The following is a 21312-nucleotide window of genomic DNA, read 5'->3' on the forward strand; positions in this document are numbered from 1 at the left end:
CCCATGTTTTAACAAGCCAAATTATGATGCGAAAGGAGATTCAAATGGGTAATTTAATCACTGTTGATCCGGCTATTTGTCATGGCAAGCCCTGTATTCGCGGCTTGCGCTACCCCGTAGAAAATGTTTTAGAGTGGTTGGCTAGCGGCATGAGTACCGAAGAGATTTTGGCTGACTATCCAGACCTTAAGAAAGAAGATATTTTGGCGTCTCTTGCCTTTGCTGCAAGATTAAGTCATGTTAAACGATTTGAGCGTTTGGTGGCATGAAGTTTTTAGTAGACGCCCAACTGCCAAAGCGATTTGTCGGTTGGTTGGAGGCGCAAGGACATGATGCTATTCATACCTCTGATCTACCTCTCAAAAATGCAACTCCAGATAAAGATGTCATTGCTTGCGCTATTAAAGAAGCTCGAGTTGTAGTCACCAAAGACGATGACTTTGTACAGGCTTTTTTGTTAAACGGCGAACCTGCTTTACTGTTAATTTCTACTGGCAATATATCCAATCGCAATTTAGAGAATCTGTTACAAGCGAACTTGTCCGCTGTTGCGAAAGCATTTGAAGATCATCGTTTTATAGAGATAACTAGTGATGGTTTAATAACGCATGAATAGCTCAATTACTGACACCCATTCCGCTCTAAAGGCGCATTAGGCGCCTTTAGTTTTAGTCAGTCAAATTAAGACTGCTAAATACTTGTATGAACAAATATCAAGCCTATGTCAGGATCAAGGGTCAGCTAGTAAATACCGCTGTTTTTGCCACAAATCCAATTCACGCTAGATTAATCTTGCAATACCAATTTGGGATGGATAGTCTAGCTAGCACCCCATCCATTGTTACCCGTGAAAGCAGGGGGTATCAAATGATTGATGAGGTTATTTCTTCAATTAAAGCTAAGCCGCCGCAAACACCCGAGCAGGCTAGGGTGGCTAGCTTACAAAATCAGAAAGACGCTGCTAGTAAGGCATTAAAGGCAGAGCGTAATCGACAAAAGATTAAACGAGCCCAACAGCAGATTTCAGCTGCTCGTGCAAATATCTAGCCGCGTAGTTTTTTGCGCCGCTCGAGATTTCATCCCCTGCCTGATTTACGCTAAGCCCAATTAAAATAGCTAATGTGCATAATCACGCCAAAATGCAGTGGTTTTGCCGATCTTTGTGCATTATAAATTTCCCTGTTCGTGGGGACGAGAGGCATAGTAAAAATGGTTTGCCAAGTCTTGCTGTAGGGTCGCCCGATTTAGTGTCGGTTTAACCGACCCTGCATCTGTAGATGCCACACACCACACGGTCAGTTCCACACGATTCCACAGATCTCGGTGTGTATGCCACACCTGATCTAGCAAGGCTTAAGTCATTGTTTCTGCTATTGTTTTAGCTCATTTTTAAAGCTTCTAAGGCGTAGGTCGCACGTTCGAATCGTGCTGGGCAGGCCAAAAAGCTCAGTTCATACCCCTGTTTACTATGTATCTGTTGCTCAGATACCTATTTCTTAGCATAATTGAACATTATGAATGTAGCCATGATTGATATAGCCACCCAAAATGCAGCTCACGCATTTATGGAAAAAATTGCTCATCATTACGATGTCAGCAAAGTTTTTTTGTTTGGCAGTCGTGCTCGCAATACGCACCAAAGTGAGAGTGATGCTGATATTGCTATTTTATTGCGAGGCAAACCGGGCCGCTTTATGGATACTAAGTTAGCGATGGATGATCTGGCCTATGATGTTCTATTGGACTCCGGCATTCGCATTCAGCCTCTACCTATTTGGCAAGAGGAGTGGGATCACCCAGAAAATTACTCCAATCCCAGTCTTTTAAGGAATATTCAAAATGAAGGTATTGTTCTTTGAGGGCGAAAGAACTTTTTACTAAAGCTCAAACCGCAGCAACTTCAGCTCGAATTTTGTTAAATGCTGGGGATGTTGATGGTGCTTGTAACCGTGCTTATTACGCGATGTTTGATGCTGCGAGGGCAGCTCTTTTGGCATCTGGTGTCGGCGAGTCAGCAGTCAATACGAAAACCCATAGCGGCCTAATCTCAAAATTTAGTCTTGAGCTTGTTAAATCTGGTCAAGTTTCCGTAGAGCTTGGCAAGTCCCTAAACAAGGTTGAGGATCTTCGATTGATGGCGGACTATAAGGGCGACTGCATTTCAGAAGAAGATGCCACTTGGGCAGTTAATCAGGCCGATAAATTTGTTGAAGCCTTGTGCGCCAAATTTAGCTAAGGCGTAGGTCGCACGTTCGAATCGTGCTGGGCAGGCCAAATCCTCCTAATTTAATGAAGTTTCAGGCTTATCTATTGGCTCGATTGTGGCTAATCATGGATGAGCTTGGCCGGCGTAGAGACTTACCTTGGTCTAGCGTTAGGGGTCTGGCCAACTATGGGCAACTTAGACAAAATTTTGACCCTGGTGATCTAGTGTCGGTTTGACCCGACTATGCAGTGTCTCTCGGCGCAACGGTCAGGGTGGCTCTTATGGGGTGGCTTGCTGACGTTGAATTTGGGTGATTGGTGGTGGCAGAGAATGGCAAGATTCGGACGTTTCTAAGACTCCGAGACTTCAAGCTAGGTAATTTTTTTGAAAAATTACTGAAAGACACTAAGTTGCTCACAAATCCCCCGGCTGACATCGAAAATCTAATGGAAGCTCAATTACTATATTAGTTCAATGCAAAACATACTGTCTGCCGATTTTTATCTTTTTGGGCTCATCTTATTGGGTTCAGTCATTTGCTCGTATTCGTTTCTTGTTGCTGAGAAGCCGATCCCGAATCTGATTAAGTTTTGGGCTGTATCAGCCTTATTTGCTATCGCGCAATACTTAATATCAGGATATGCGACTCAATACTCCACCTCAAGTTTTAACTTTGGACTTAAAGCTTTTGACTTTTCCAATATATTTCACATTACTTCGGTAGTTTTTCAAACCTTATTTTGCTATTCGCTACTTACTACTTTTCCAAGAAAAAAAGTAGCGATTGTTTCAGTGAGTTTAATTTTATTTGGGGCTCAATTTCTAGTAATACACCAGCTTGGCTATATTTCTTTAGCAGCTTTTGAAGTAGCTTTTCTAATACCAGCTTTTCAGACGTTACAAATTTTATTATTAGTGAAGTGTCAAAATAAAGAAAAATCAACACAACTAAGATTATTGCTTATTTTCACTTCAATAGAATTAATTTTGGCATGTATTAGGCTAGCGGTTGTGAGTTGGAGGGTAATTTTTTTGAACGATGCTCCAACGGTCATGAATTTTGATGAAATACCATTCGCCTATATTGTTATAGCAACAGTAAGTATGTTTTTTAACGTGCTTTCATACCTTGCTATGTTGGGTTACTGGGCTGAAAGAGCGATTCATAGCAAGATTCAGGTTGGTAGTGAAAATAGCCGTATTCTTCAGTTGCTTTCAGAGCGAGATCAGTTAATCAATTCCCTATCAAGAGCCAATAAAACTGCGATAACTGGGGCATTGTCTGCATCACTGGCGCATGAACTCAATCAACCATTAGGCGCTATAAAGCTGGGAATACAGTTGCTTAAAACTTTATTTGATAAAAGCGCTACTTCCCCGATGGCGGAGCAAGTCATGCAGGATATTGAAAATGAAAATCAACGAGCCACCGACCTAATAAAAACTCTACGTTCAATATTTGTTGATGGCGGAATTGAAAAAAAACAGATCCTACTAGATGACCTGTTGCGTTCTGTTGGCGTGTTGTATAAAACGAAGTTTTTAGAGGATCGCATACAAATACAGTATTCACTAGCTGCCTCAATCCCAATTAATGGTAATAGTCTTGAATTACATCAAGTTATTGTTAATTTGATGAATAACTCTATTGATGCATTTGAGAGCAGCAAAACATTAGCGCCTCAATTGGTTATTCAAACGACTCAAAATGATCAATACCTACAATTATCAATTGCAGATAACGGACCAGGAGTTCCCGAGACACAAGTTAGTGAGATGTTTGAATTGATTAAAACATCCAATAAAAAGGAGGGGATGGGCTTAGGGCTTTGGCTTGTTAAATTTATTATTGAGCGTCACGGCGGAACAATTTCATACAAAAGATCACAGTATGGTGGAGCTCAATTTGATATCGCTTTACCGATGATTTCTAATGGGTGATTAGGAGGGCGGATTGCCATATCAGCGTACCCCTGCAAAATAAGGCAATACCGTTATATTAAAACTCACGATCGTGAGTTTCTATGGAATTCACCTTTTGGCAAAATTAACTGCCCATTATCTTTTTACATAATATGCCCACAAATACAGCTTTAAATAGCCAGGCTCAGAGTTCTAAGGCGGAGCATGTCTTCGTTATCGAAGATGATGATGGCATGCGTCACACCATTCAGGTGACTTTAGAGCTTCTGGGTTACGTCGTTCATGCTTTTAGAGACCCAAGACAGTTTTTAGCCATTGATTTCCTTGAGGCTCCGGCAGTTGTCGTTACGGACATGAGAATGCTAAGCATGAGTGGAATTGAGTTGCAGGCTGAACTTTTGGCAAGAGGTCAAAATATCCCAATCATATTTGTTAGCGGTCAGAGCTCCTTAGATCAAGGACTTATGGCCATGAAGCAGGGCGCACTTGAATTTTTGGTAAAGCCATTTAGCCGCGAAGAGTTGATAAAAGCAGTTGTTAAGGGAATTGCTCAGGATATAGAGAGGTTGCAAGCCTTGAATAGAAACGAGAAGGTTGCGCTTCTTTTAAAAACTTTGACAAAAAGTGAGCTTGAAGTATTCAAGCTCTTGGAAAAAGGCTTTAATAATCAAGAGATAGTTCAAGCAACCGGCTTGACTTTATATACGGCAAAAAACTACAAAGCCAAAGTCATGCAAAAACTGGGTATTAAGTCCCTTGCCGAGCTACTACGTCTTAAAGAATCTCCGTTAAATATATAGCAATACTCACGATCGAGAGTATTGCTAGCAAGGGATGTATTTGATAATCATTTCAAATAAATCCGCTTTAGATGGCCTTTAAACGAGCATGCTCTCTAAAATTATCTCGAAACACAGAATAATTTCTCTCTCGTCCATCGGCATTCTCCTTGGCGGTTGCATGATGTATGGTGATGGGACTCCGCCCGACGTCAAGATGCCAGAACAGTGGCCTGCAATTAAAAATTCTGCTCAAGAGAGGCCTCTACCACTATATCCATGGTGGCAAGAGCTCAAAAGTGATGAATTAAATGAGCTAGTTAGTGAGAGCTTAAAAAACAATCGTCAAATACTCCAGTCTATTAATAGCATTGAGCAAGCTCAGGCTCAACTTGATACCGTCAAATTAGGTTGGCTTCCTTCCCTAAACTTCTTTGGGGGATCTATAAACGGCAATACGACTTTATTCTTTCAGGGATTATCTGTTCCTGTAGCTAATGTTGGCGGCTTTGTAGGCTTCTTGCCCACTTATGTAGTGAATTTGCTGCAACAGCCTGCAAGGCAAATGCAGGCTGGGCAAATACTTGAAGCTTCACAGGCGGATTACCTTGCGGTTAGAACGGTAATGATTGCCCAAGTGACAACTGCTTATGTGGCTGTATTAGTTACTGAGCGCCAGACCCAGATACTGCAGGATATGCAGGAGTCTTTAAAAAAGCGTGCTCAAATCGCCTCTTCATTATCTGCAAGAGGGCTTGGTACCGAGTACGGTCAAAACCAATTAGAGCTGGAGTTAAATGTCATTTCAGGGCAGCTCGCACAAAATAGTGCCAATCAACAAGCAGCACAAAATGCGCTTTTAATTCTGGTGGGCAGAGGAATTGGTCGAATTAAAACTAAGCAATCATTGGATCAAATGAATACGGATGTCCCCTCTCCAGGAAATATGCCGGCATCTGTAGTGTCTACTAGACCAGATGTTGCTGCTGCAAGGGCAAGATTAGATGCGACAAACTATGGGGTGACCGCAACTGCTAGTTCACTCTTTCCATCTATTAGCTTAAATGCGCTAGTAACCAACATCAAAACTACACAAAATGGGTCTAACGCTAGCTCAAATGCTAATTTTCAGGCTGCATACGCTGCATTAGTGCTCGATCCTAAAATAATCGGGGCAATTAGTTCTAGTAATGCGGTTTATAGATCGGCTGCCATTGCTTATGTTGATGTAGTTAATTCTGCATTACGTGAAACGGATGATGCGCTCTCAGCTTATGAGGCTCAAAGAGTAAAGCTAGGGCATGACACTGAAGCATTTGTTAAAGCTAAAAATAATTTGAAAATATCAGAGTCAATGTATCGGCAGGGTTTACTCTCTGAATCGCAATTTCTTGAAAATAAAGCCCAATATAACTTGGTAGATGCTGCAGTAACGCAGACAAAGCTTACTGAGTTAATTGCAATGGCTAAGTTATATCAAAGCATGGGCGGTGGATCAATTTATGAAGAACAAAATCTTGAAATATCTAACGGAAAAGTACGACCTACTCAAAAGTAAACTTGCCCAGCTCAATTTGCGTCAGAAATTGGGTAAGCTCAACTTTGCTACAGCAATCTTCGCCTTGGGTGGATTGCTTGCCATCGGATACTTTTTAACTTCTTTATTTACATTAACTGACAATGCTTACATTGTCCGTATTCAAACGCCAGTTTCTTCGAAAGTGGCTGGATCAGTTGCTGAAGTTTTAGTGAAGAATGGGCAGGTAGTTAAGTCGGGAGATACTTTAGTAAAGCTAAATTCGGATAACTACAGATTACTCTTTGAGGCTGCAGATGCGCAATATGAAAAAGGCCTAACAAGTATTAAAGCTCTATCCAAGAAAGTTGATCTTACAAAGCACAACTTACAGGCAGCAAAAGAAAATTTAGAGATTCTTAAAAATCAGTACCGTCAAAAAAATCATCCTTCTGTCAAAGGCGGCATTCCACAAATTGAGCTCTCTGATTTGAAACATAAGATAGAGGCTCAATCTAATATCACCGCAGGGTTTGCAGATCAGCTGGAAATAGATCAATACGAAGTTGAGATGGCTAAAAATAATTTGACAGTATTAAAGAGCGCCAGAGATCAGGCAGAAATTGTTTTAAATGATTCCACAATTAAGGCTCTTACGGATGGTCAAGTCCAAAATGTCTTTTTAGGTATTGGTAAAAATGTAGCGCCCGGAGAAACATTATTTACTCTAGTAAATAGCGGCAATGCATATGTCCAAGCAAATATTGAAGAAACGGATTTAGCTGGCGTAAAGCAGGGCGACAAAGTAACGGTATACCCAAGAATCTACTTTGGCAGCAAATCGTTCGAAGGGGTTGTTGTTAGCAACCCATTTGGTATTACAAGGCAGATTACCCAGCCCTTTACGGGCAATCAGATTATTGCCACAGAAAACAAATGGCTGTTGCTGCCCCAAAGACTCCCGGTAATTATTGAAATTACTAACGCTGATCCTAAGTATCCTCTTGAGAATGGAATGTCTGTGTATGTTCGTATACGCAGTCAGTAGCCCCCTATTTGATCGGGCAGATCCTTATTGGGTTTGCCGATTGTCAGCCCTAAAGGTAGCCTATGTTGGGGTTGTGCTTTTTATAGTCAATGCATTTTTTAAGTCGCCAACAGTTCCAGTATTGGAAATGCTAGTAACTGCCGTTGCAGTAGCGGCAACTGAATTGCCGCCAATGAATTCCCATAAGAAAAAGATCTTGGGATACATAGGGATTGTCATACTTTGTGTAACTACCAACAGTATTTTTGGCTTGGTTTCATACTTTAAGTGGGGCTTATTGATCGGAGTAGGGGCATGGGCGCTCATTCTTTACAGATTAATCGCTAAAGATGGATTAACTGCCAATGTAGTCGGGATTTTGATTTTGATTGGGATTGCTTCTCTTGAAGGAGATGTTGCAACAGACCTTAATGGCGTTATAAATCACACTCTTTTCTATTTTGAATATGCTGCTGCGGGATTATTTGCTTTACTTCTTTTTCCAAATCTTCATGATCGGGTTATCAAAAGTGCAGCGCTTCGCTTATTAGAGGCTGATCGCCAATTTATTGGGGGCGATTCAAATTTGAACAAGTTTGATAATCAGACCTTGATGAGCCTTCTGGCGATGCAAAACCAGGCTGAGCAAGTTCAGCCAGCCATCTATGGATTAATGCCATTCTTCAAGTCACTCCAGCTCCAGATCAGGGGTAATTCATTTGCTCAAAAAACACATGCCAAATCCACGCTAGAAGTGCTTGATGTAATTCATCGTTCTATCTGCCAATCACATGTAATAGAGCTAGATAAACTGGCTCAGGGCACTGAGGTTTTGAGAGATGCCAAATTGGCCGCTACATTAAAAGATCTAGCTGAGTATTGGAATTCAAAATGCCTAGCCTAAATTTTAAAAATAGAATTTTGCAGGTCGTGGGGCTAATTGTTCTCTCACTTCTAGTTGCTCAAGTTTTGCAGTGGGATCAAGGATTATGGGTAGCAGTATCGGTAACTGCGATCATTGGACCCTTTAGCGCAAGTTTGACAATAGAAAAGTCCCGTAACCGAATTATTGGCACCATTGCTGGATTGCTAATAGCCACAGTTTTGGAAATATTCCTAAGATATAACTATCAGCTTGTGTTTCTTGTGGGCATTATTTTGGCTTATGTGTTGGGGTTTGCTGTTCAGCAAAACTATCGTTACTTCATTATGGTTGTAACCGTGGCGATTTGTCTTAATTTTGAATATATGAATCTACCATTTACTTCTTTTGAGCCAATATCGTTTCTCATTGCACGTTTTATGGCTGTTTTAGCGGGCATCGCTTTATTTCTGTTTATTCAAAAATATGTATATGGAGTCCGTAATGCCAGAGTTGAGTTGGTAGAGTCGACTCAAAAAATTGCAGCTAGTATTTCCAAGAATCTCTTGCAACTTAGCACTTTGGCAGGTATGGACGCAAAGTCTGGCATCGATCAGGCAATGGCGCTAAAAGCAGAGTCAGAATCTTTTGAAGAGTTACTCTCCGCTTCTGGGTATGGACTTGGCGGCCCATGTAATGAGCTGCGTGCTGCCAATAGGATTAATAGACTGCAACAAAGAGTGATATCGCTCCTTTTAGATCTCTCCTATGCCCAGCAGGAGCCTGTCGAATTGCAAGACAAAATAAAGTCTACGATTCAAAGAAGGGCGCTGAAGCTAAATAATGCCCTTAGCAAGTTCACTCAAATAACGTCTCTTAACTACAGAACATGACTAATTTTCAAAACCCACTCAAGCTGCTCACTTTTTATGCTGAGAATATCTTTGGCGGAGGTATTGATGTTTTTATGCTCAGCGCAATCCTCATTTTTGTTATTCATAGCTTTTTAGTACTTTCAATCACAAGAGGTTTCGGGCGCTTCATTACGGGAACCTCTGTAAGCTGGAAAGCAAGAGTAAGTTTTCTGCCTTACGCTTTTGTTATGTTTCTGATTGTGCTCACTCACATGATGGATCTGCTCTTTTATGCTTACATGTTAGATGGTATGGGCGTTTTTTCAGATCCGCTAGCTTCGTTCTATTTTGCCGGAGAGATGTATACCACCGTGGGATATGGAAATTATCAACTATCGCCTGAATGGCGTGGCCTACCCTTAGTTATAGCCTTTTCTGGAATTTTTGCAGTTTCTATCTCAGGCGCTGGGCTTTTTAATATGCTCCAGATTTTATTGGTTGAGCGTAATAAAAATAAGTAAGTTGCCAATCATTTTTCATTAAAAGTCGATATCTGAAAGTCATTAAATGAAAAAAATAAAGTTTCTTCCAGCATTGCTAAATGGCACTGCGACACTTTTGCTTTTTGCAGTCAATCTCACCCTCGCTCAAACTCCTGAAAAAAGAGGGGAGTATCTTGCTACGGCTGGAGATTGCATATCTTGCCATACTGCCCCTGGGGGCCAGCCCTTTGCAGGTGGACTCAGAATGAATACGCCTTTTGGCTACCTTTTAACTCCTAATATCACCCCTGATGTGAAGACTGGCATTGGGTCATGGAGTAAAGATGAGTTTTTTAGAGCAATCCATGACGGTGTAAACAAAAAAGACCAGGATATGTATCCTGCAATGCCTTTTACATCTTATGCCAAGGTTAGTCGCGAGGATGTCGATGCAATTTACGCTTATTTACAGACCATCAAGCCAGTATCAAATGAAATTTCGATAAATCACCTAGAGTTTCCATTCAATATTCGTTCAACAATGGTGTTTTGGCGTGAGTTATTTTTTACTCCAGGCTTCTTTAAGCCTGATTCCTCTCAATCTGCCTCTTGGAATCGCGGAGCTTATCTTGTTGAAGGATTGGGGCATTGTAGCGAGTGCCATTCTCCACGTAATGTTATGGGAGCAATTGAGCAATCTAAGGCATTTACTGGTGCGCTGGTAGATGGATGGTTTGCACTTAATCTCACATCTAACTTACGTACAGGTTTAGGGTCTTGGACTGCCCAAGATATTGCCAACTATCTTAAATCTGGAAAGTACCCAGGAAAAAGCACCGCCCTTGGGCCTATGCAGGAGGTTGTACATAACAGCACAAGCAAGCTAAGTGATAGTGATTTGTTGGCCATGGGCGTTTACCTTAAAACTTTGCCAGCGAGTTCAAGCCTAAATAATCAAGTTAAGACGATTGATAAATCAAAGAGTGAAGGTGCCCGCCTGTATATCGATAACTGTAGCGGCTGTCATCAATCAAATGGGCGGGGTATTCAAAATGTCATACCGCCGTTAGCTTCTAATCCCGCTGTGATAGCTCCAAATGGGGCAGATATTGTCAAAGTCATCATTAGGGGAATTGGTAGTCGAAATGGATATATTCCAATGCCTTCATTTGCCTCTCGATTAAATGACGAGGAAATTGCTCAGCTAAGCAATTATGTTCGTGGCAGCTGGGGTAATTCAGCTGCGCCCAATGTGACGCAGTCGATGGTGAAAAATATCAGAGCTAACCCAGGAATTTAAAAACTATCTGTAGCGTAATTGAGCAATGTATCTAATAAGGAACCTTAAATGAAAAAAAATGCAGCCCAAGTGCTTATGGAAGTTTTAGAGTCTGCTGGAGTAAAGCATATATATGGAGTTGTAGGCGATACCCTAAATTATGTGACTGATGCTTTATCTAAAAGTAGTATTGAATGGATTCACACCAGGCATGAGGAGGTTGGAGCATTTGCAGCAACCGCAGAATCCTATATGACCGGTAATCTTGCTGGCTGTGCAGGCTCGTGTGGGCCAGGAACCCTGCATTTAATCAACGGTGTATATGAGGCTCATCGCGCTCGTATTCCATTAATCGTGATCGCTAGTCAGATTGATACCATGACTCTGGGTATGGATATGCCACAAGAGGTCGACTATCAAAAGGTATTTTCAGACTGTTCAGTTTTTTGTGAGCAAGTCTATAACGCTGAGCAGGCTAGACATGTTGCTGTATTAGCTTGCCAGGCCGCTATTAGCAAGCAGGGTCCCGCCGTCATTATTTTGCCTGTTGATATCAGCAAAACGGAAGTGGAAGATGCGATTCAATATTCCGTGCATTTTCCAAAATCGATTTGCGTTCCCGCTAAAGTAGACCTGGAAAAAGCGGCTGAAATAATAGCTTCGGGTAAGAAGGTTGGGATTTATGCTGGAATTGGTTGTCAAGGAGCTCATGATCTCTTGCTTGATCTTGCCAAAAAATTAAAAGCGCCCATTGCACATACCTCAAGAGCTACTGATATCGTTGCCTACGATAATCCCTATAACGTGGGCATGACAGGCTTATTAGGAATTCACTCTGGCTTTCATATGATGTCGGAATGCGATACCCTGCTGTTGCTTGGCGCTGATTTTGCCTGGGGTCAGTTTTATCCTAAGCATGCCAAAATTATCCAAATTGATCGTGATGCCGCAAGATTAGGTAGAAGGCATCCAATTACTCTTGGGCTTCAAGGAGATGTTGTTCCTACTTTGGAGGGGCTTATTCCATTATTAGCCCAACGTGCAGATGATGAATTTTTAAACCACTGCCTAGAAGTTGCCAAAAAAACTCAAGAAACTCTTAAGGCGGAAGAGGAAATGGGAGATGGCAAGGTTATTCACCCCCAATATATGGCTCGCCTCCTAAGTGATTACGCCGCTAAGGACGCATTATTTACCGCTGATACCGGAACATCATGGGTATGGGCCTTGCGTCACATCAAAGTAAACGGCCAGAGGAAATTTTTAATGAGCCTTAGACACGGTACCATGGCTAACAGTATGCCCATGGCACTTGGGCTTAAAAAAGCATATCCCGATCGTCAGGTGATAGCCCTGTGTGGCGATGGAGGCTTGGCAATGCTGATGGGTGATTTGCTTACGATTAATCAAGAAAACTTGCCTATTAAGATTGTTGTTGTAAATAACGGCGCGCTTGATTTTGTAGAGCTAGAAATGAAGGCCGACGGTTTATTAAATAACTACACCGATCTCAAAAACCCTAGTTTTGCCAAGATCGCAGAAGCTGTAGGTATTAAAGGTATTGAAGTTAAAAATGCTATTGACCTAGATAAGTCAATGCAGGAATTTTTGGCTTATCCAGGGCCAGCGCTGCTTGATGTCCATACAAATCGCTCAGAGCTTGTGATGCCTCCAACCATAAATTTGGAAAACGTCGTTGGTATGGCCGCTTATAGTGCTAAAGCAATTCTCAATGGCCGTATTTCTGATGTAGAAAATTTATTAGAAAATACGATGCAAAGTGCTAAGCATGAGATTTTAAAAACTTAAGTAAATTAATTTTTATATTTTATTGCGGGGAATAAATGCTAGACGAGAGTAAAAAAAGCCTTATTGAAGCTGAAGAGCGTTATCGCCACGAAATAGCCAAAAAGATTAGTGATGAGGCTACGACAGTAGAAAAGGATATAGAAACCTCCTCTCATCAAATATGGGCAAAGATTTACGACATACTTAATAGTAATGTGGGTATGCTTATTTTATCTTCGGTATTTATTAGCGCCTTATTGGATTTATCGTAAAAGTCCCGTTGCCATACTTGACGACGGTTTGCTAATGCATCGAGTTTTACCAAAATGGCGTTAGCGATTTCTTGCTTTTGATTTGCGGTGATTCTCATGGTGCTGCTCCTTGATTTTTAAAAAAATTATCAACACGGTTTTGGCGAGATTGCCGGTGATGCGTTTTGTGTTGAAAGAAGCAGTCTAATTTTTTTCGTATTTTTCGCGCAAATTTCGATGTTGTTTTATTTCCTTGACACAAAATTGTGAAAAATCAAAGACACTTAGATATTGGCTTGTAGGGTGATTTTTATTTTAAGAAAAAATACCCAAAAAACTCTATTTGAAGAAATTTAATAAAAATAATATTGAAATTTGACTAAGAAGACAGCAACAAATTAGCTCGAAAATGCGGCCGTGTTATAGAAATATTTTTACTAGGAGGTTATGGCTTTTTGAACATCCATTAAGAATTCATAAGGCGTTGCTTTATAAGATCGGCGACAGGGGTGCGAACTAGTTTTTACTTTGCGGAAATAACTTGATTTTTGCTAAAACAAGCGGATTTTTAGGTCTTTTAGCCGATCTTGCTCTTCTTTTGGCTCCTATATATACTTAAGCCATGCAAAGCGTTAAACCTAATCCATCCCTTTCCATGCGTGTCTTAGCACGCAAAGCTGATGCCGAGAAGTACGAAAAACTTGGTAGGTTGCATCGTCACGCTCTGATATTGCTTCGATCTGATCGTCGCAATGATGTAGTACATCAAGCTGAAGTTCGTATTCGGATGTGGGAGGAAAAAGAGTTATGTAGTCGTTTTTATATCGACTCCTGGAGAAGATTGATAAATGCCGACCCGTCCGAAATGGAGCAAGAGGTTTGTGGTGACGCTCCTCAAGCACATGCGCTTGCACAAAATTCCCCATTTAGCTTTCTGATGAAAGAAGTTCGTTGAACCTGAATCATATTCATCACGTATTAACTGAAGCTAAAAAGATTACCAATCACACTGACTACGTCATTATTGGTAGCCTGACCGCCCTGGGTCTTGAAGTTCCCCCTCCAGATGAGATGGTGAGATCTATTGATGTAGATATGTATCCAAAAGATGATCCCGCTCGCGCAGGTGAGATTGCTGCGATTATTGGTCAAGGTAGTGCGTTTGAAGATGAATTCGGTTATTACGTAGATGCAGCCAGTCCGGACTTACCAACGCTGCCTGATGGCTGGGAGGATCGCTTTGTGGTTCACGACTTTGGCAATGTGCGGGCGTTATTTCTTGAGTTAAATGACGCTGCAATCTCCAAATATGCTCGAGGTGAAATTAGGGATCGCATTTGGATTAAAGAGGGCTTAAAAGCTGATTTACTTTCAATGCCCACCATTGAATATCGCTTACGTCAAACCGCTTTCTTGGATGATTTCGAAGAAAAATCGGTTAAGCAGCGTGTTGCCGAAGATAAGGCATCACTCAATTTAGAGTAATGCCTTACTTTATATTAGATAAGCTCCACAGCATTTCTCTTTTGTTCATCATTTACATCGATATATCTTTGCGTTACAGCAATCGATCTGTGGCCAGCAAGACTGGCTAAGATTCGAACGCCGATGCCTTTATTAGCCAAGGTCGTAATAAAAAATTTTCTTCCCGAGTGGCTACTTCCGCCGCTAATGCCCACATTCTTATAAAGTTGATGAAACCAAACGCATAAGCCATTGGGACTAAAGCGTAAGCGGTGATCAGTGTGAAAGAAGGGGGTATCAGCGCCTTTGGCATGCCTTGTGGTGAGGTAATTAGCCAATTCCGCTTGTAAACGCTGTGATACGATAACGGTTCTGGGGTGTTTGCCCTTAGTTTGCGCTGCCGATAGTCGAATCTCGTTTTTAATGGTGCCATCAGGGTTTACTACATCCCCCATAGTTAAAGAAGCGATTTCGGCGACCCTCAGTCCTCCGAGAAAGCTGGTAAGAATAATTGCGCGATCACGCAAAGCATATTTTTTGGTACTAACGTAGTCTAGAACTTGATCAAGTTCTGCTTGAGATAAGGTTTTTGCTTGTGCCATTTGGTTTTCCTGTCATAAATAAAATGTGCGTTTTAAGTATGTTTCCTTAACAGGAAAAGGTCGACCTCAGTTTGTTTGCTAAGCGTCGTGTAACAGGACAAAAAGACCTTCCAAGAATCAATGACTTACAAGACTGGGCTAAGAATATGTGAATATTCTTAGACTCTTTCTTTCTGTAAGTATTTAGCAATATTTACTAAGATCTGTCGTCTTTAGGCGACGACCTTAGCTAATGCTTCAAATCAGCCCTACAAGCAATTTATGGAATATCAGCTCCAAGAGCATTCGAGCTTGAAAGACCAATGCTTGTAAGGCGATTTTGAGGTGGCTTTACCAGCAGGCTAAGTCAGCAGTACTTGCTACTACTGCTGGAATCCCTGTTCCCACGGCTTTGCAGGGGTGGGCTTTTAGCTCCCATTGCTCGCAAGTGCCAAACTCTGAACTATCAATATCCACATAGATCTCATGAGATTCTGGTGAATACACTAGATAGCCCTTAACTGCAGTATTGACTTTTGTTTGAGGATCGTAATGAGCAATCCAAGAAAACAGCAGACTCTCATCGGCTGGAAAATCGCCATTAGCCAATTCACGAATGATATCCATTTGAATGTCATTCTTAGCCAAAGCTTCCATCCCACCACAACTTGTCCCTCTACATATGTTGCTGCATGACCATCATATGTATAGATGTCATTGCCATTAAATACGGCTACGGGTACATCATTTAAATCGTAGATTATCGCGCTCATTTCATTTACCTTTTTTATTTTGCGGCGGCTGCTTTGATTTGATGAGCTGCTTTTCCTTCTTTAAGGCCGCTTCTTTAGTTTTTGTATTTGTAATTTTTACCTTACTACCATTTTTTACTGGATCTTTTGCGCTCGTTGGCAAATGCTCTTCCACTCGTCCTTGCATCCGCCCCTTTTTTGCCATGCCGACGTATTCCGAATCACCTTGTTGATTTTTGATATCGTAAACTCCTGGTTTTTCGCTTGATATCTTCTTGGTACCAGCTTTTGTGAGGGGCGTGGTTTTTTTGGTAGCCATATTAATTCCTTACGTTTTTTATAATCTTGTCAGGAAAGTGCTATTTAAACAATAGGCCCGACCCTTATTGGCTAAGTGTCGCGTTTCGCGACACTTACAAGTCATTTAACCCCCATAAACAGGGCTAGACTATCAATCCCATAACCGACAAAAAGTTGTCCTAGTTCAAGTGTCCATGGTTCCATCAAAAATGACAAAGTGAAAAATAGGGCATCCCCTTTGTAATTGCATAAATTCCTATTCTTAGTGCAATTCTTAATTTGATGACGCTTTGTTTTGGTGCAGGCGCTCTGTTTTGGTGATTATTTGAATTGGCACCAACATGAAACATCCTCTAATCAATGATGGCAGTGGTTATATGTGCCCAACTGATTAATTTACTCAAGAGGTGAGACATGAAGCGTAGATCAATTTTGAAGTTGTCAGCTTTGGCTGCGGCTTTGAGTTTTACAGGTTTAAGTCATTTGGCGATGGCTCAAAGCAAGGAGCCAATTAAGGTTGGTATTTTGCATTCACTATCCGGAACAATGGCAATCTCCGAAACATCACTTAAAGATATGGATTTGATGGTGATTGACCAGATTAATAAAAGCGGCGGCGTATTGGGTCGTAAATTAGAGCCAGTAGTAGTTGATCCAGCTTCCAATTGGCCATTATTTGCTGAAAAGGCTCGACAGCTTTTAACTAAAGATAAGGTTTCGGTTGTTTTTGGCTGCTGGACTTCCGTATCACGTAAATCTGTACTGCCAGTTTTTGAAGAGCTCAATGGCTTACTATTTTACCCCGTGCAGTACGAAGGCGAAGAAATGTCTCGTAACGTTTTCTACACTGGCGCAGCGCCAAATCAACAGGCTATTCCAGCGGTTGAGTACTTGATGAGTAAAGAAGGTGGCGGGGCTAAGCGTTGGGTGCTTTTGGGTACTGACTATGTATATCCACGCACAACCAATAAGATCTTGCGTGCATTCTTGAAATCTAAAGGTGTTAAGGATGATGATATTCAAGAAACATACACCCCATTTGGTCATTCTGACTATCAAACTATCGTTGCCAACATCAAGAAGTTCTCTCAAGGTGGTAAGACAGCAGTTGTTTCTACTATCAATGGCGACTCAAACGTTCCTTTCTATAAAGAATTGGGTAACGCGGGCTTGAAAGCGAAAGATGTTCCAGTAGTGGCATTCTCTGTTGGTGAAGAGGAATTGCGTGGCGTTGATACCAAGCCGTTGGTAGGTCAATTGGCTGCATGGAATTACTTCATGTCAGTTAAGAACCCAGTTAATGACGAGTGGAAAAAACAGTGGGCTGCTTACTCTGTAGAGAAAAAGTTGCCAGGGGCTAGCAAGCCTTTGACAGATGACCCAATGGAGGCTAGTCGTACTGGTATCTTGATGTGGAAAGCGGCTGTTGAAAAAGCGGGCACAACCGATGTTGATGCTGTTCGTAAAGCAATGATTGGTCAAAAACTCAACACTCCAAGTGGATATCTTGAGGTGATGGGGGCTAATCACCATTTGTCTAAGCCAGTCATGATTGGTGAAATCAAGGCAGACGGACAATTCAACGTAATCTACAAAACTCCAACAGCTATTCCAGCCAAACCATGGAGTCAGTACATTGACGGAAACGCAGGCAAGCCTGATTCAGTACAGTAATTTTCAATAGAAATGCCCTCCCTCAATTGGGGGAGGGTTTTCACAATAACCATGAAATTTCCAATTTTTTCAAAATTAATCCTTTCTGCTGCTTGTGTATTGGCATGTGGGATTACTTTTGCAAAAATTAATGTTGCAGATTTAAAGCCCCTGTTTAGTGATAACTTTGATGCCAAAGTTAAAGTGGTCCAAAATTTATCTAAAGAAGGTAGTCCCGAAGCCTTAGAAATTCTTCAGGCTCTCAGTGCAGAAAGCCTTTTCTTGTCACCTCAAGGTGTTGTAGTTCAAAAGGGCGATCAATATTTAGATCCCTTAACCGGACTAAGTGTTTCAGTCAAGCCGGATGAACTGCAAGACGTTATTCTGAATAATCAACTGCGCGGTAAAGTTGATAATGCCTTGCTAGGTTTACAGCTAGCTTCTGCAGATCCACAGATTCGCGCTAAGGCAGTTGACTCTTTAATCAAGGATCCCGAGCCAGACACCTTCCCATTGGTTGAAAACTTACTGGCTACCGAAAAGGATCCTGCGCTCAAGCCAAAAGTACAGAAGCTCTGGGCGCTCCTTGCTTTGCAATCTGACAATCAAGAATCAAAACTAAAGGCAATTGAACTCTTAGGCGATAGTGGTGATCCACAAGTTGCTGCATTGCTGGCGCCTTTGGCAAAAGAGGGTGGCCCAGTGCAAGAGGCGGCTGAAAAGGCTTTAGCCAAAATTAAGAAGTCTGAGTTTAGCGGCGAAATCCTGGGTAATGTGATCGCTGGGTTTAGTTATGGAAGTATTTTGTTACTTTGCGCTTTGGGCTTGGCGATTACTTATGGCTTGATTGGCGTCATCAATATGGCGCATGGCGAGTTCCTGATGGTTGGTGCCTATGCAACTTATGTTGTGCAGGGATTTTTCAGGCAATATGCTCCTGGCTATTTAGATTGGTATTTGTTATTCGCTTTGCCGGTTGCTTTTATTGCTGCCGCCTTAGTGGGTATTTTGATCGAAAGAACGGTCATTAAATTTTTATATGGTCGTCCGCTAGAAACCTTATTAGCCACCTTTGGCGTCAGTTTGCTGATGATTCAGATGACCAGAACTATTTTTGGCGCTCAAAATGTCGAGGTGGCTAATCCAACGTGGATGTCTGGTGCCATGCAGGTACTACCTAACTTGGTTGTGCCCTATAACCGGATCATTATTTTTGCTTTTGCGATTGCGGTAGTAATCGTGACTTGGCTAGTATTAAACAAAACTCGTCTAGGGCTTTTCGTCAGGGCAGTTACTCAAAACCGGACTATGGCTGCATGCGTGGGTGTCAAAACAGTGCGCGTGGATATGTATGCCTTTGCATTTGGCGCAGGCATTGCCGGTCTTGGAGGTGTAGCCCTCTCCCAGATTGGTAACGTGGGCCCTGATCTTGGTCAAAGCTATATTGTTGATTCATTTATGGTGGTGGTACTCGGTGGCGTAGGTCAGCTTGCAGGCACCATTTATGGTGCATTTGGCTTGGGTATCACCAGCAAGCTACTAGAGCCATTTATTGGCGCTGTATTAGCCAAGATTGCCATCTTAGTGTTCATTATTATTTTTATCCAAAGACGTCCTCAAGGCCTCTTCGCATTAAAAGGCAGGAGCATTGATTAATATGGATATTAGAAAGCTTGCCCCTTCGTCTAGCTTTAGTTTGTCAATTCCTGAGCGTGAATCCATACTCAGTAAGCGTGCCTATATTACCTTAGCAGCATTGACACTGTGCGTATTAATTGGTGTGCCAATATTTTCTTTGCTGGTTCCCGAGACTAGTATGTTCTACATGTCTGCTTATGCGCTTAGTTTAATTGGCAAGATTATGTGCTTTGCAATTGCGGCCTTAGCGCTTGATTTGGTTTGGGGTTATTGCGGAATATTGAGTTTGGGGCATGGATTGTTCTTTGCTATTGGCGGTTACATCATGGGCATGTATCTCATGCGCCAGATAGGAACTGAAGGTGTATACAAAAGCGAATTACCTGACTTCATGGTTTTCTTAGACTGGAAAGAGTTGCCTTGGTTCTGGAAGGGGAGCGATCATTTCTGGTGGATGCTTTTGATGTTGATTCTGGTTCCTGGAGCGATTTCTTGGGTGTTTGGATACTTTGCTTTTCGCTCCAGAATTAAAGGGGTTTACTTCTCCATCATTACCCAAGCCTTAACATATGCCGCTATGCTTCTTTTCTTTAGGAATGAAACGGGCTTTGGTGGCAACAATGGTTTCACGGACTTTAAGCGGATATTGGGTTACTCCATCAGCGCGCCAAGTACTCGCGTCACACTTTTCATTGTTACCTTCTTAGTCCTGTTGGGCAGTTTTATTCTTTGCCGAGCCCTGGTGACCTCAAAAATGGGAAGGGTGATTACAGCGGTACGGGATGCAGAATCTCGTTTGATGTTTTGTGGGTACAACCCCTTAGGTTACAAACTCTTTATTTGGGTTCTATCTGCCATCCTATGCGCCATTGCTGGAGCTTTATTCGTTCCGCAGGTGGGCATCATTAATCCTGGAGAGATGTCTCCAACAAACTCGATTGAGATGGCGATCTGGGTAGCAGTAGGTGGCCGCGGCACCTTGCTAGGTCCAATTATTGGCGCATTTGCGGTGAGCGGGGCTAAGAGTTTTTTTACCACTAACTTTGCAGAATATTGGCTGTTTTTCTTAGGAATGATGTTTGTATTGGTGACCTTGTTTCTACCGAATGGATTGCTGGGTATCTATCACAAATTGGTTGTTAAGAAGGGTGGGTCAAAATGAGCGCTCACTTTCTTGAGAAGGGAATCGATACTTCTCATACTGGAATCCTCTATGTGGATGATCTATCGGTCAATTTTGACGGTTTTCAGGCCATTAATAAATTGTCATTGACGATTGATGTCGGCGAACTGCGCTGTGTGATTGGGCCCAATGGCGCCGGTAAGACTACCTTAATGGATGTCATTACCGGTAAAACTCGTTCTAACATTGCCGATATTGATGGCTCCGTTTATTTAGGTTCGACCATTGATCTTATGACCATGAACGAGCCACAAATTGCCCAAATTGGCGTTGGCCGTAAATTTCAAAAGCCCACGGTATTTGAGCATCACCCTGTTTGGGAAAATCTTGAATTGGCAATGGCTGGAGATAAATCATGGCATCACTCCTTGATTGCTAAAGTAGATCTAGAGGGCCGTCGTTTGATGGAATCAGTGCTTGCCCTTACACAGTTAGAGTCAGAAGCTTATCGTGAAGCCGGCCTTCTTTCTCACGGTCAAAAGCAACGCTTAGAGATTGGTATGCTTCTAATGCAGCAGCCCAAGCTGTTATTGCTTGATGAGCCCGTTGCAGGGATGACGGACGAAGAAACAATGCGCTTAGCTGAGCTTCTAAATTCATTACGTGGTCAATGCTCGATGATGGTAGTTGAGCATGATATGGAATTTGTTGCTGCTTTAGCGGGTCCAAAAGGTAAGGTGACTGTATTGGCTGAAGGTTCAGTTCTAGCCGAGGGCACTTTGGATGAAGTAAAGCGTGATGAACGCGTAATCGAATCGTATTTAGGGCGTTAAT

24 protein-coding genes are annotated in these 21312 nt (G+C 42.0%); 20 read left to right on the forward strand and 4 right to left on the reverse strand.

Going from position 1 to position 21312, the window contains the following annotated elements:
* Positions 1–44: 44 nt before the first annotated feature.
* The 14 genes from ICN36_RS09500 (at position 45) to ICN36_RS09565 (ending at position 12737) form a co-directional block, all read left to right on the forward strand.
* Positions 45–269 carry a DUF433 domain-containing protein gene (locus tag ICN36_RS09500; RefSeq protein ID WP_216228123.1) on the forward strand — a complete coding sequence of 75 codons (225 nt, stop codon included), beginning with the start codon at positions 45–47 and terminating at the stop codon, positions 267–269.
* A complete protein-coding gene (locus ICN36_RS09505; RefSeq protein WP_215317028.1) occupies positions 266–616 on the forward strand; it encodes a DUF5615 family PIN-like protein in 351 nt (116 codons plus the stop codon). Before ICN36_RS09500 ends, ICN36_RS09505 begins: the two co-directional genes overlap by 4 nt.
* Positions 617–702: 86 nt before the next feature.
* A complete protein-coding gene (locus ICN36_RS12085) occupies positions 703–1047 on the forward strand; it encodes a hypothetical protein (protein ID WP_255531287.1) in 345 nt (114 codons plus the stop codon).
* Between the two features lie 479 nt (positions 1048–1526).
* Complete coding sequence (locus tag ICN36_RS09515) at positions 1527–1859, forward strand: nucleotidyltransferase domain-containing protein (RefSeq protein ID WP_255531288.1); 333 nt, start codon at positions 1527–1529, stop codon at positions 1857–1859.
* Entirely contained in the window at positions 1856–2236 is a 381-nt protein-coding gene (locus tag ICN36_RS09520) for a HEPN domain-containing protein (RefSeq protein ID WP_215303265.1), read from the forward strand. Before ICN36_RS09515 ends, ICN36_RS09520 begins: the two co-directional genes overlap by 4 nt.
* Positions 2237–2680: 444 nt before the next feature.
* Positions 2681–4147, forward strand: coding sequence for a sensor histidine kinase (locus ICN36_RS09525; protein WP_216228124.1), 1467 nt, complete (start codon positions 2681–2683; stop codon positions 4145–4147).
* Positions 4148–4281: 134 nt separating this feature from the next.
* The gene (locus ICN36_RS09530; RefSeq protein ID WP_071466619.1) at positions 4282–4929 is read left to right on the forward strand and encodes a response regulator transcription factor; all 648 of its coding nucleotides are present in this window, start codon (positions 4282–4284) and stop codon (positions 4927–4929) included.
* Positions 4930–5017: 88 nt separating this feature from the next.
* Positions 5018–6466: a TolC family protein gene (locus tag ICN36_RS09535; protein WP_216228125.1), complete on the forward strand. Its 1449-nt coding sequence runs from the start codon at positions 5018–5020 to the stop codon at positions 6464–6466.
* Positions 6411–7472, forward strand: coding sequence for an HlyD family secretion protein (locus ICN36_RS09540; protein WP_216228126.1), 1062 nt, complete (start codon positions 6411–6413; stop codon positions 7470–7472). The genes ICN36_RS09535 and ICN36_RS09540 overlap by 56 nt, the downstream gene beginning before the upstream one ends.
* Positions 7450–8355 (forward strand): hypothetical protein, encoded by a 906-nt coding sequence (locus ICN36_RS09545; protein ID WP_216228127.1) that lies wholly within the window; start codon positions 7450–7452, stop codon positions 8353–8355. Before ICN36_RS09540 ends, ICN36_RS09545 begins: the two co-directional genes overlap by 23 nt.
* Positions 8343–9206, forward strand: a complete 864-nt coding sequence (locus ICN36_RS09550; protein WP_216228128.1) for an FUSC family protein — start codon at positions 8343–8345, stop codon at positions 9204–9206. The genes ICN36_RS09545 and ICN36_RS09550 overlap by 13 nt, the downstream gene beginning before the upstream one ends.
* Positions 9203–9688, forward strand: a complete 486-nt coding sequence (locus ICN36_RS09555; RefSeq protein ID WP_071466101.1) for an ion channel — start codon at positions 9203–9205, stop codon at positions 9686–9688. Before ICN36_RS09550 ends, ICN36_RS09555 begins: the two co-directional genes overlap by 4 nt.
* Positions 9689–9734: 46 nt before the next feature.
* Positions 9735–10949: a cytochrome c gene (locus tag ICN36_RS09560; protein WP_216228129.1), complete on the forward strand. Its 1215-nt coding sequence runs from the start codon at positions 9735–9737 to the stop codon at positions 10947–10949.
* Between the two features lie 48 nt (positions 10950–10997).
* Positions 10998–12737: a thiamine pyrophosphate-dependent enzyme gene (locus ICN36_RS09565; protein WP_216228130.1), complete on the forward strand. Its 1740-nt coding sequence runs from the start codon at positions 10998–11000 to the stop codon at positions 12735–12737.
* A 172-nt stretch (positions 12738–12909) separates the two neighbouring features.
* Here the strand turns inward: ICN36_RS09565 and ICN36_RS09570 are convergent, their stop codons facing one another.
* Positions 12910–13086, reverse strand: coding sequence for a hypothetical protein (locus ICN36_RS09570; RefSeq protein WP_216228131.1), 177 nt, complete (start codon positions 13084–13086; stop codon positions 12910–12912).
* 503 nt (positions 13087–13589) lie between these two features.
* On the opposite strand from ICN36_RS09570, the gene ICN36_RS09575 reads away from it, so the two are divergent.
* Both ICN36_RS09575 and ICN36_RS09580 read left to right on the forward strand, forming a co-directional pair.
* Complete coding sequence (locus tag ICN36_RS09575; protein WP_216228132.1) at positions 13590–13922, forward strand: hypothetical protein; 333 nt, start codon at positions 13590–13592, stop codon at positions 13920–13922.
* Positions 13919–14452: a DUF6036 family nucleotidyltransferase gene (locus ICN36_RS09580; RefSeq protein WP_216153349.1), complete on the forward strand. Its 534-nt coding sequence runs from the start codon at positions 13919–13921 to the stop codon at positions 14450–14452. The genes ICN36_RS09575 and ICN36_RS09580 overlap by 4 nt, the downstream gene beginning before the upstream one ends.
* A 14-nt stretch (positions 14453–14466) precedes the next feature.
* Here the strand turns inward: ICN36_RS09580 and ICN36_RS09585 are convergent, their stop codons facing one another.
* From ICN36_RS09585 to ICN36_RS09595, 3 genes are all read right to left on the reverse strand, one after another.
* Complete coding sequence (locus ICN36_RS09585; protein ID WP_216228133.1) at positions 14467–15033, reverse strand: site-specific integrase; 567 nt, start codon at positions 15031–15033, stop codon at positions 14467–14469.
* A gap of 330 nt (positions 15034–15363) precedes the next feature.
* Complete coding sequence (locus tag ICN36_RS09590; RefSeq protein WP_216228134.1) at positions 15364–15660, reverse strand: hypothetical protein; 297 nt, start codon at positions 15658–15660, stop codon at positions 15364–15366.
* 126 nt (positions 15661–15786) lie between these two features.
* Positions 15787–16083 (reverse strand): GIY-YIG nuclease family protein, encoded by a 297-nt coding sequence (locus ICN36_RS09595; protein WP_216228135.1) that lies wholly within the window; start codon positions 16081–16083, stop codon positions 15787–15789.
* A gap of 395 nt (positions 16084–16478) precedes the next feature.
* On the opposite strand from ICN36_RS09595, the gene urtA reads away from it, so the two are divergent.
* From urtA to urtD, 4 genes are read left to right on the forward strand one after another with little or no spacing between them, the layout of a single operon-like run.
* Positions 16479–17738 (forward strand): urea ABC transporter substrate-binding protein, encoded by a 1260-nt coding sequence (gene urtA, locus ICN36_RS09600; RefSeq protein ID WP_076024347.1) that lies wholly within the window; start codon positions 16479–16481, stop codon positions 17736–17738.
* A 51-nt stretch (positions 17739–17789) separates the two neighbouring features.
* Positions 17790–19373 (forward strand): urea ABC transporter permease subunit UrtB, encoded by a 1584-nt coding sequence (gene urtB, locus ICN36_RS09605; RefSeq protein WP_216228136.1) that lies wholly within the window; start codon positions 17790–17792, stop codon positions 19371–19373.
* A 1-nt stretch (position 19374) separates the two neighbouring features.
* Positions 19375–20517 (forward strand): urea ABC transporter permease subunit UrtC, encoded by a 1143-nt coding sequence (gene urtC / locus ICN36_RS09610; protein ID WP_216228137.1) that lies wholly within the window; start codon positions 19375–19377, stop codon positions 20515–20517.
* Positions 20514–21311, forward strand: coding sequence for an urea ABC transporter ATP-binding protein UrtD (gene urtD, locus ICN36_RS09615; protein WP_215361610.1), 798 nt, complete (start codon positions 20514–20516; stop codon positions 21309–21311). The genes urtC and urtD overlap by 4 nt, the downstream gene beginning before the upstream one ends.
* The last annotated feature ends 1 nt before the right edge of the window (position 21312 follow it).

The sequence above is a fragment of the Polynucleobacter sp. UK-Gri1-W3 genome, assembly GCF_018881595.1.
Taxonomy (GTDB): domain Bacteria; phylum Pseudomonadota; class Gammaproteobacteria; order Burkholderiales; family Burkholderiaceae; genus Polynucleobacter.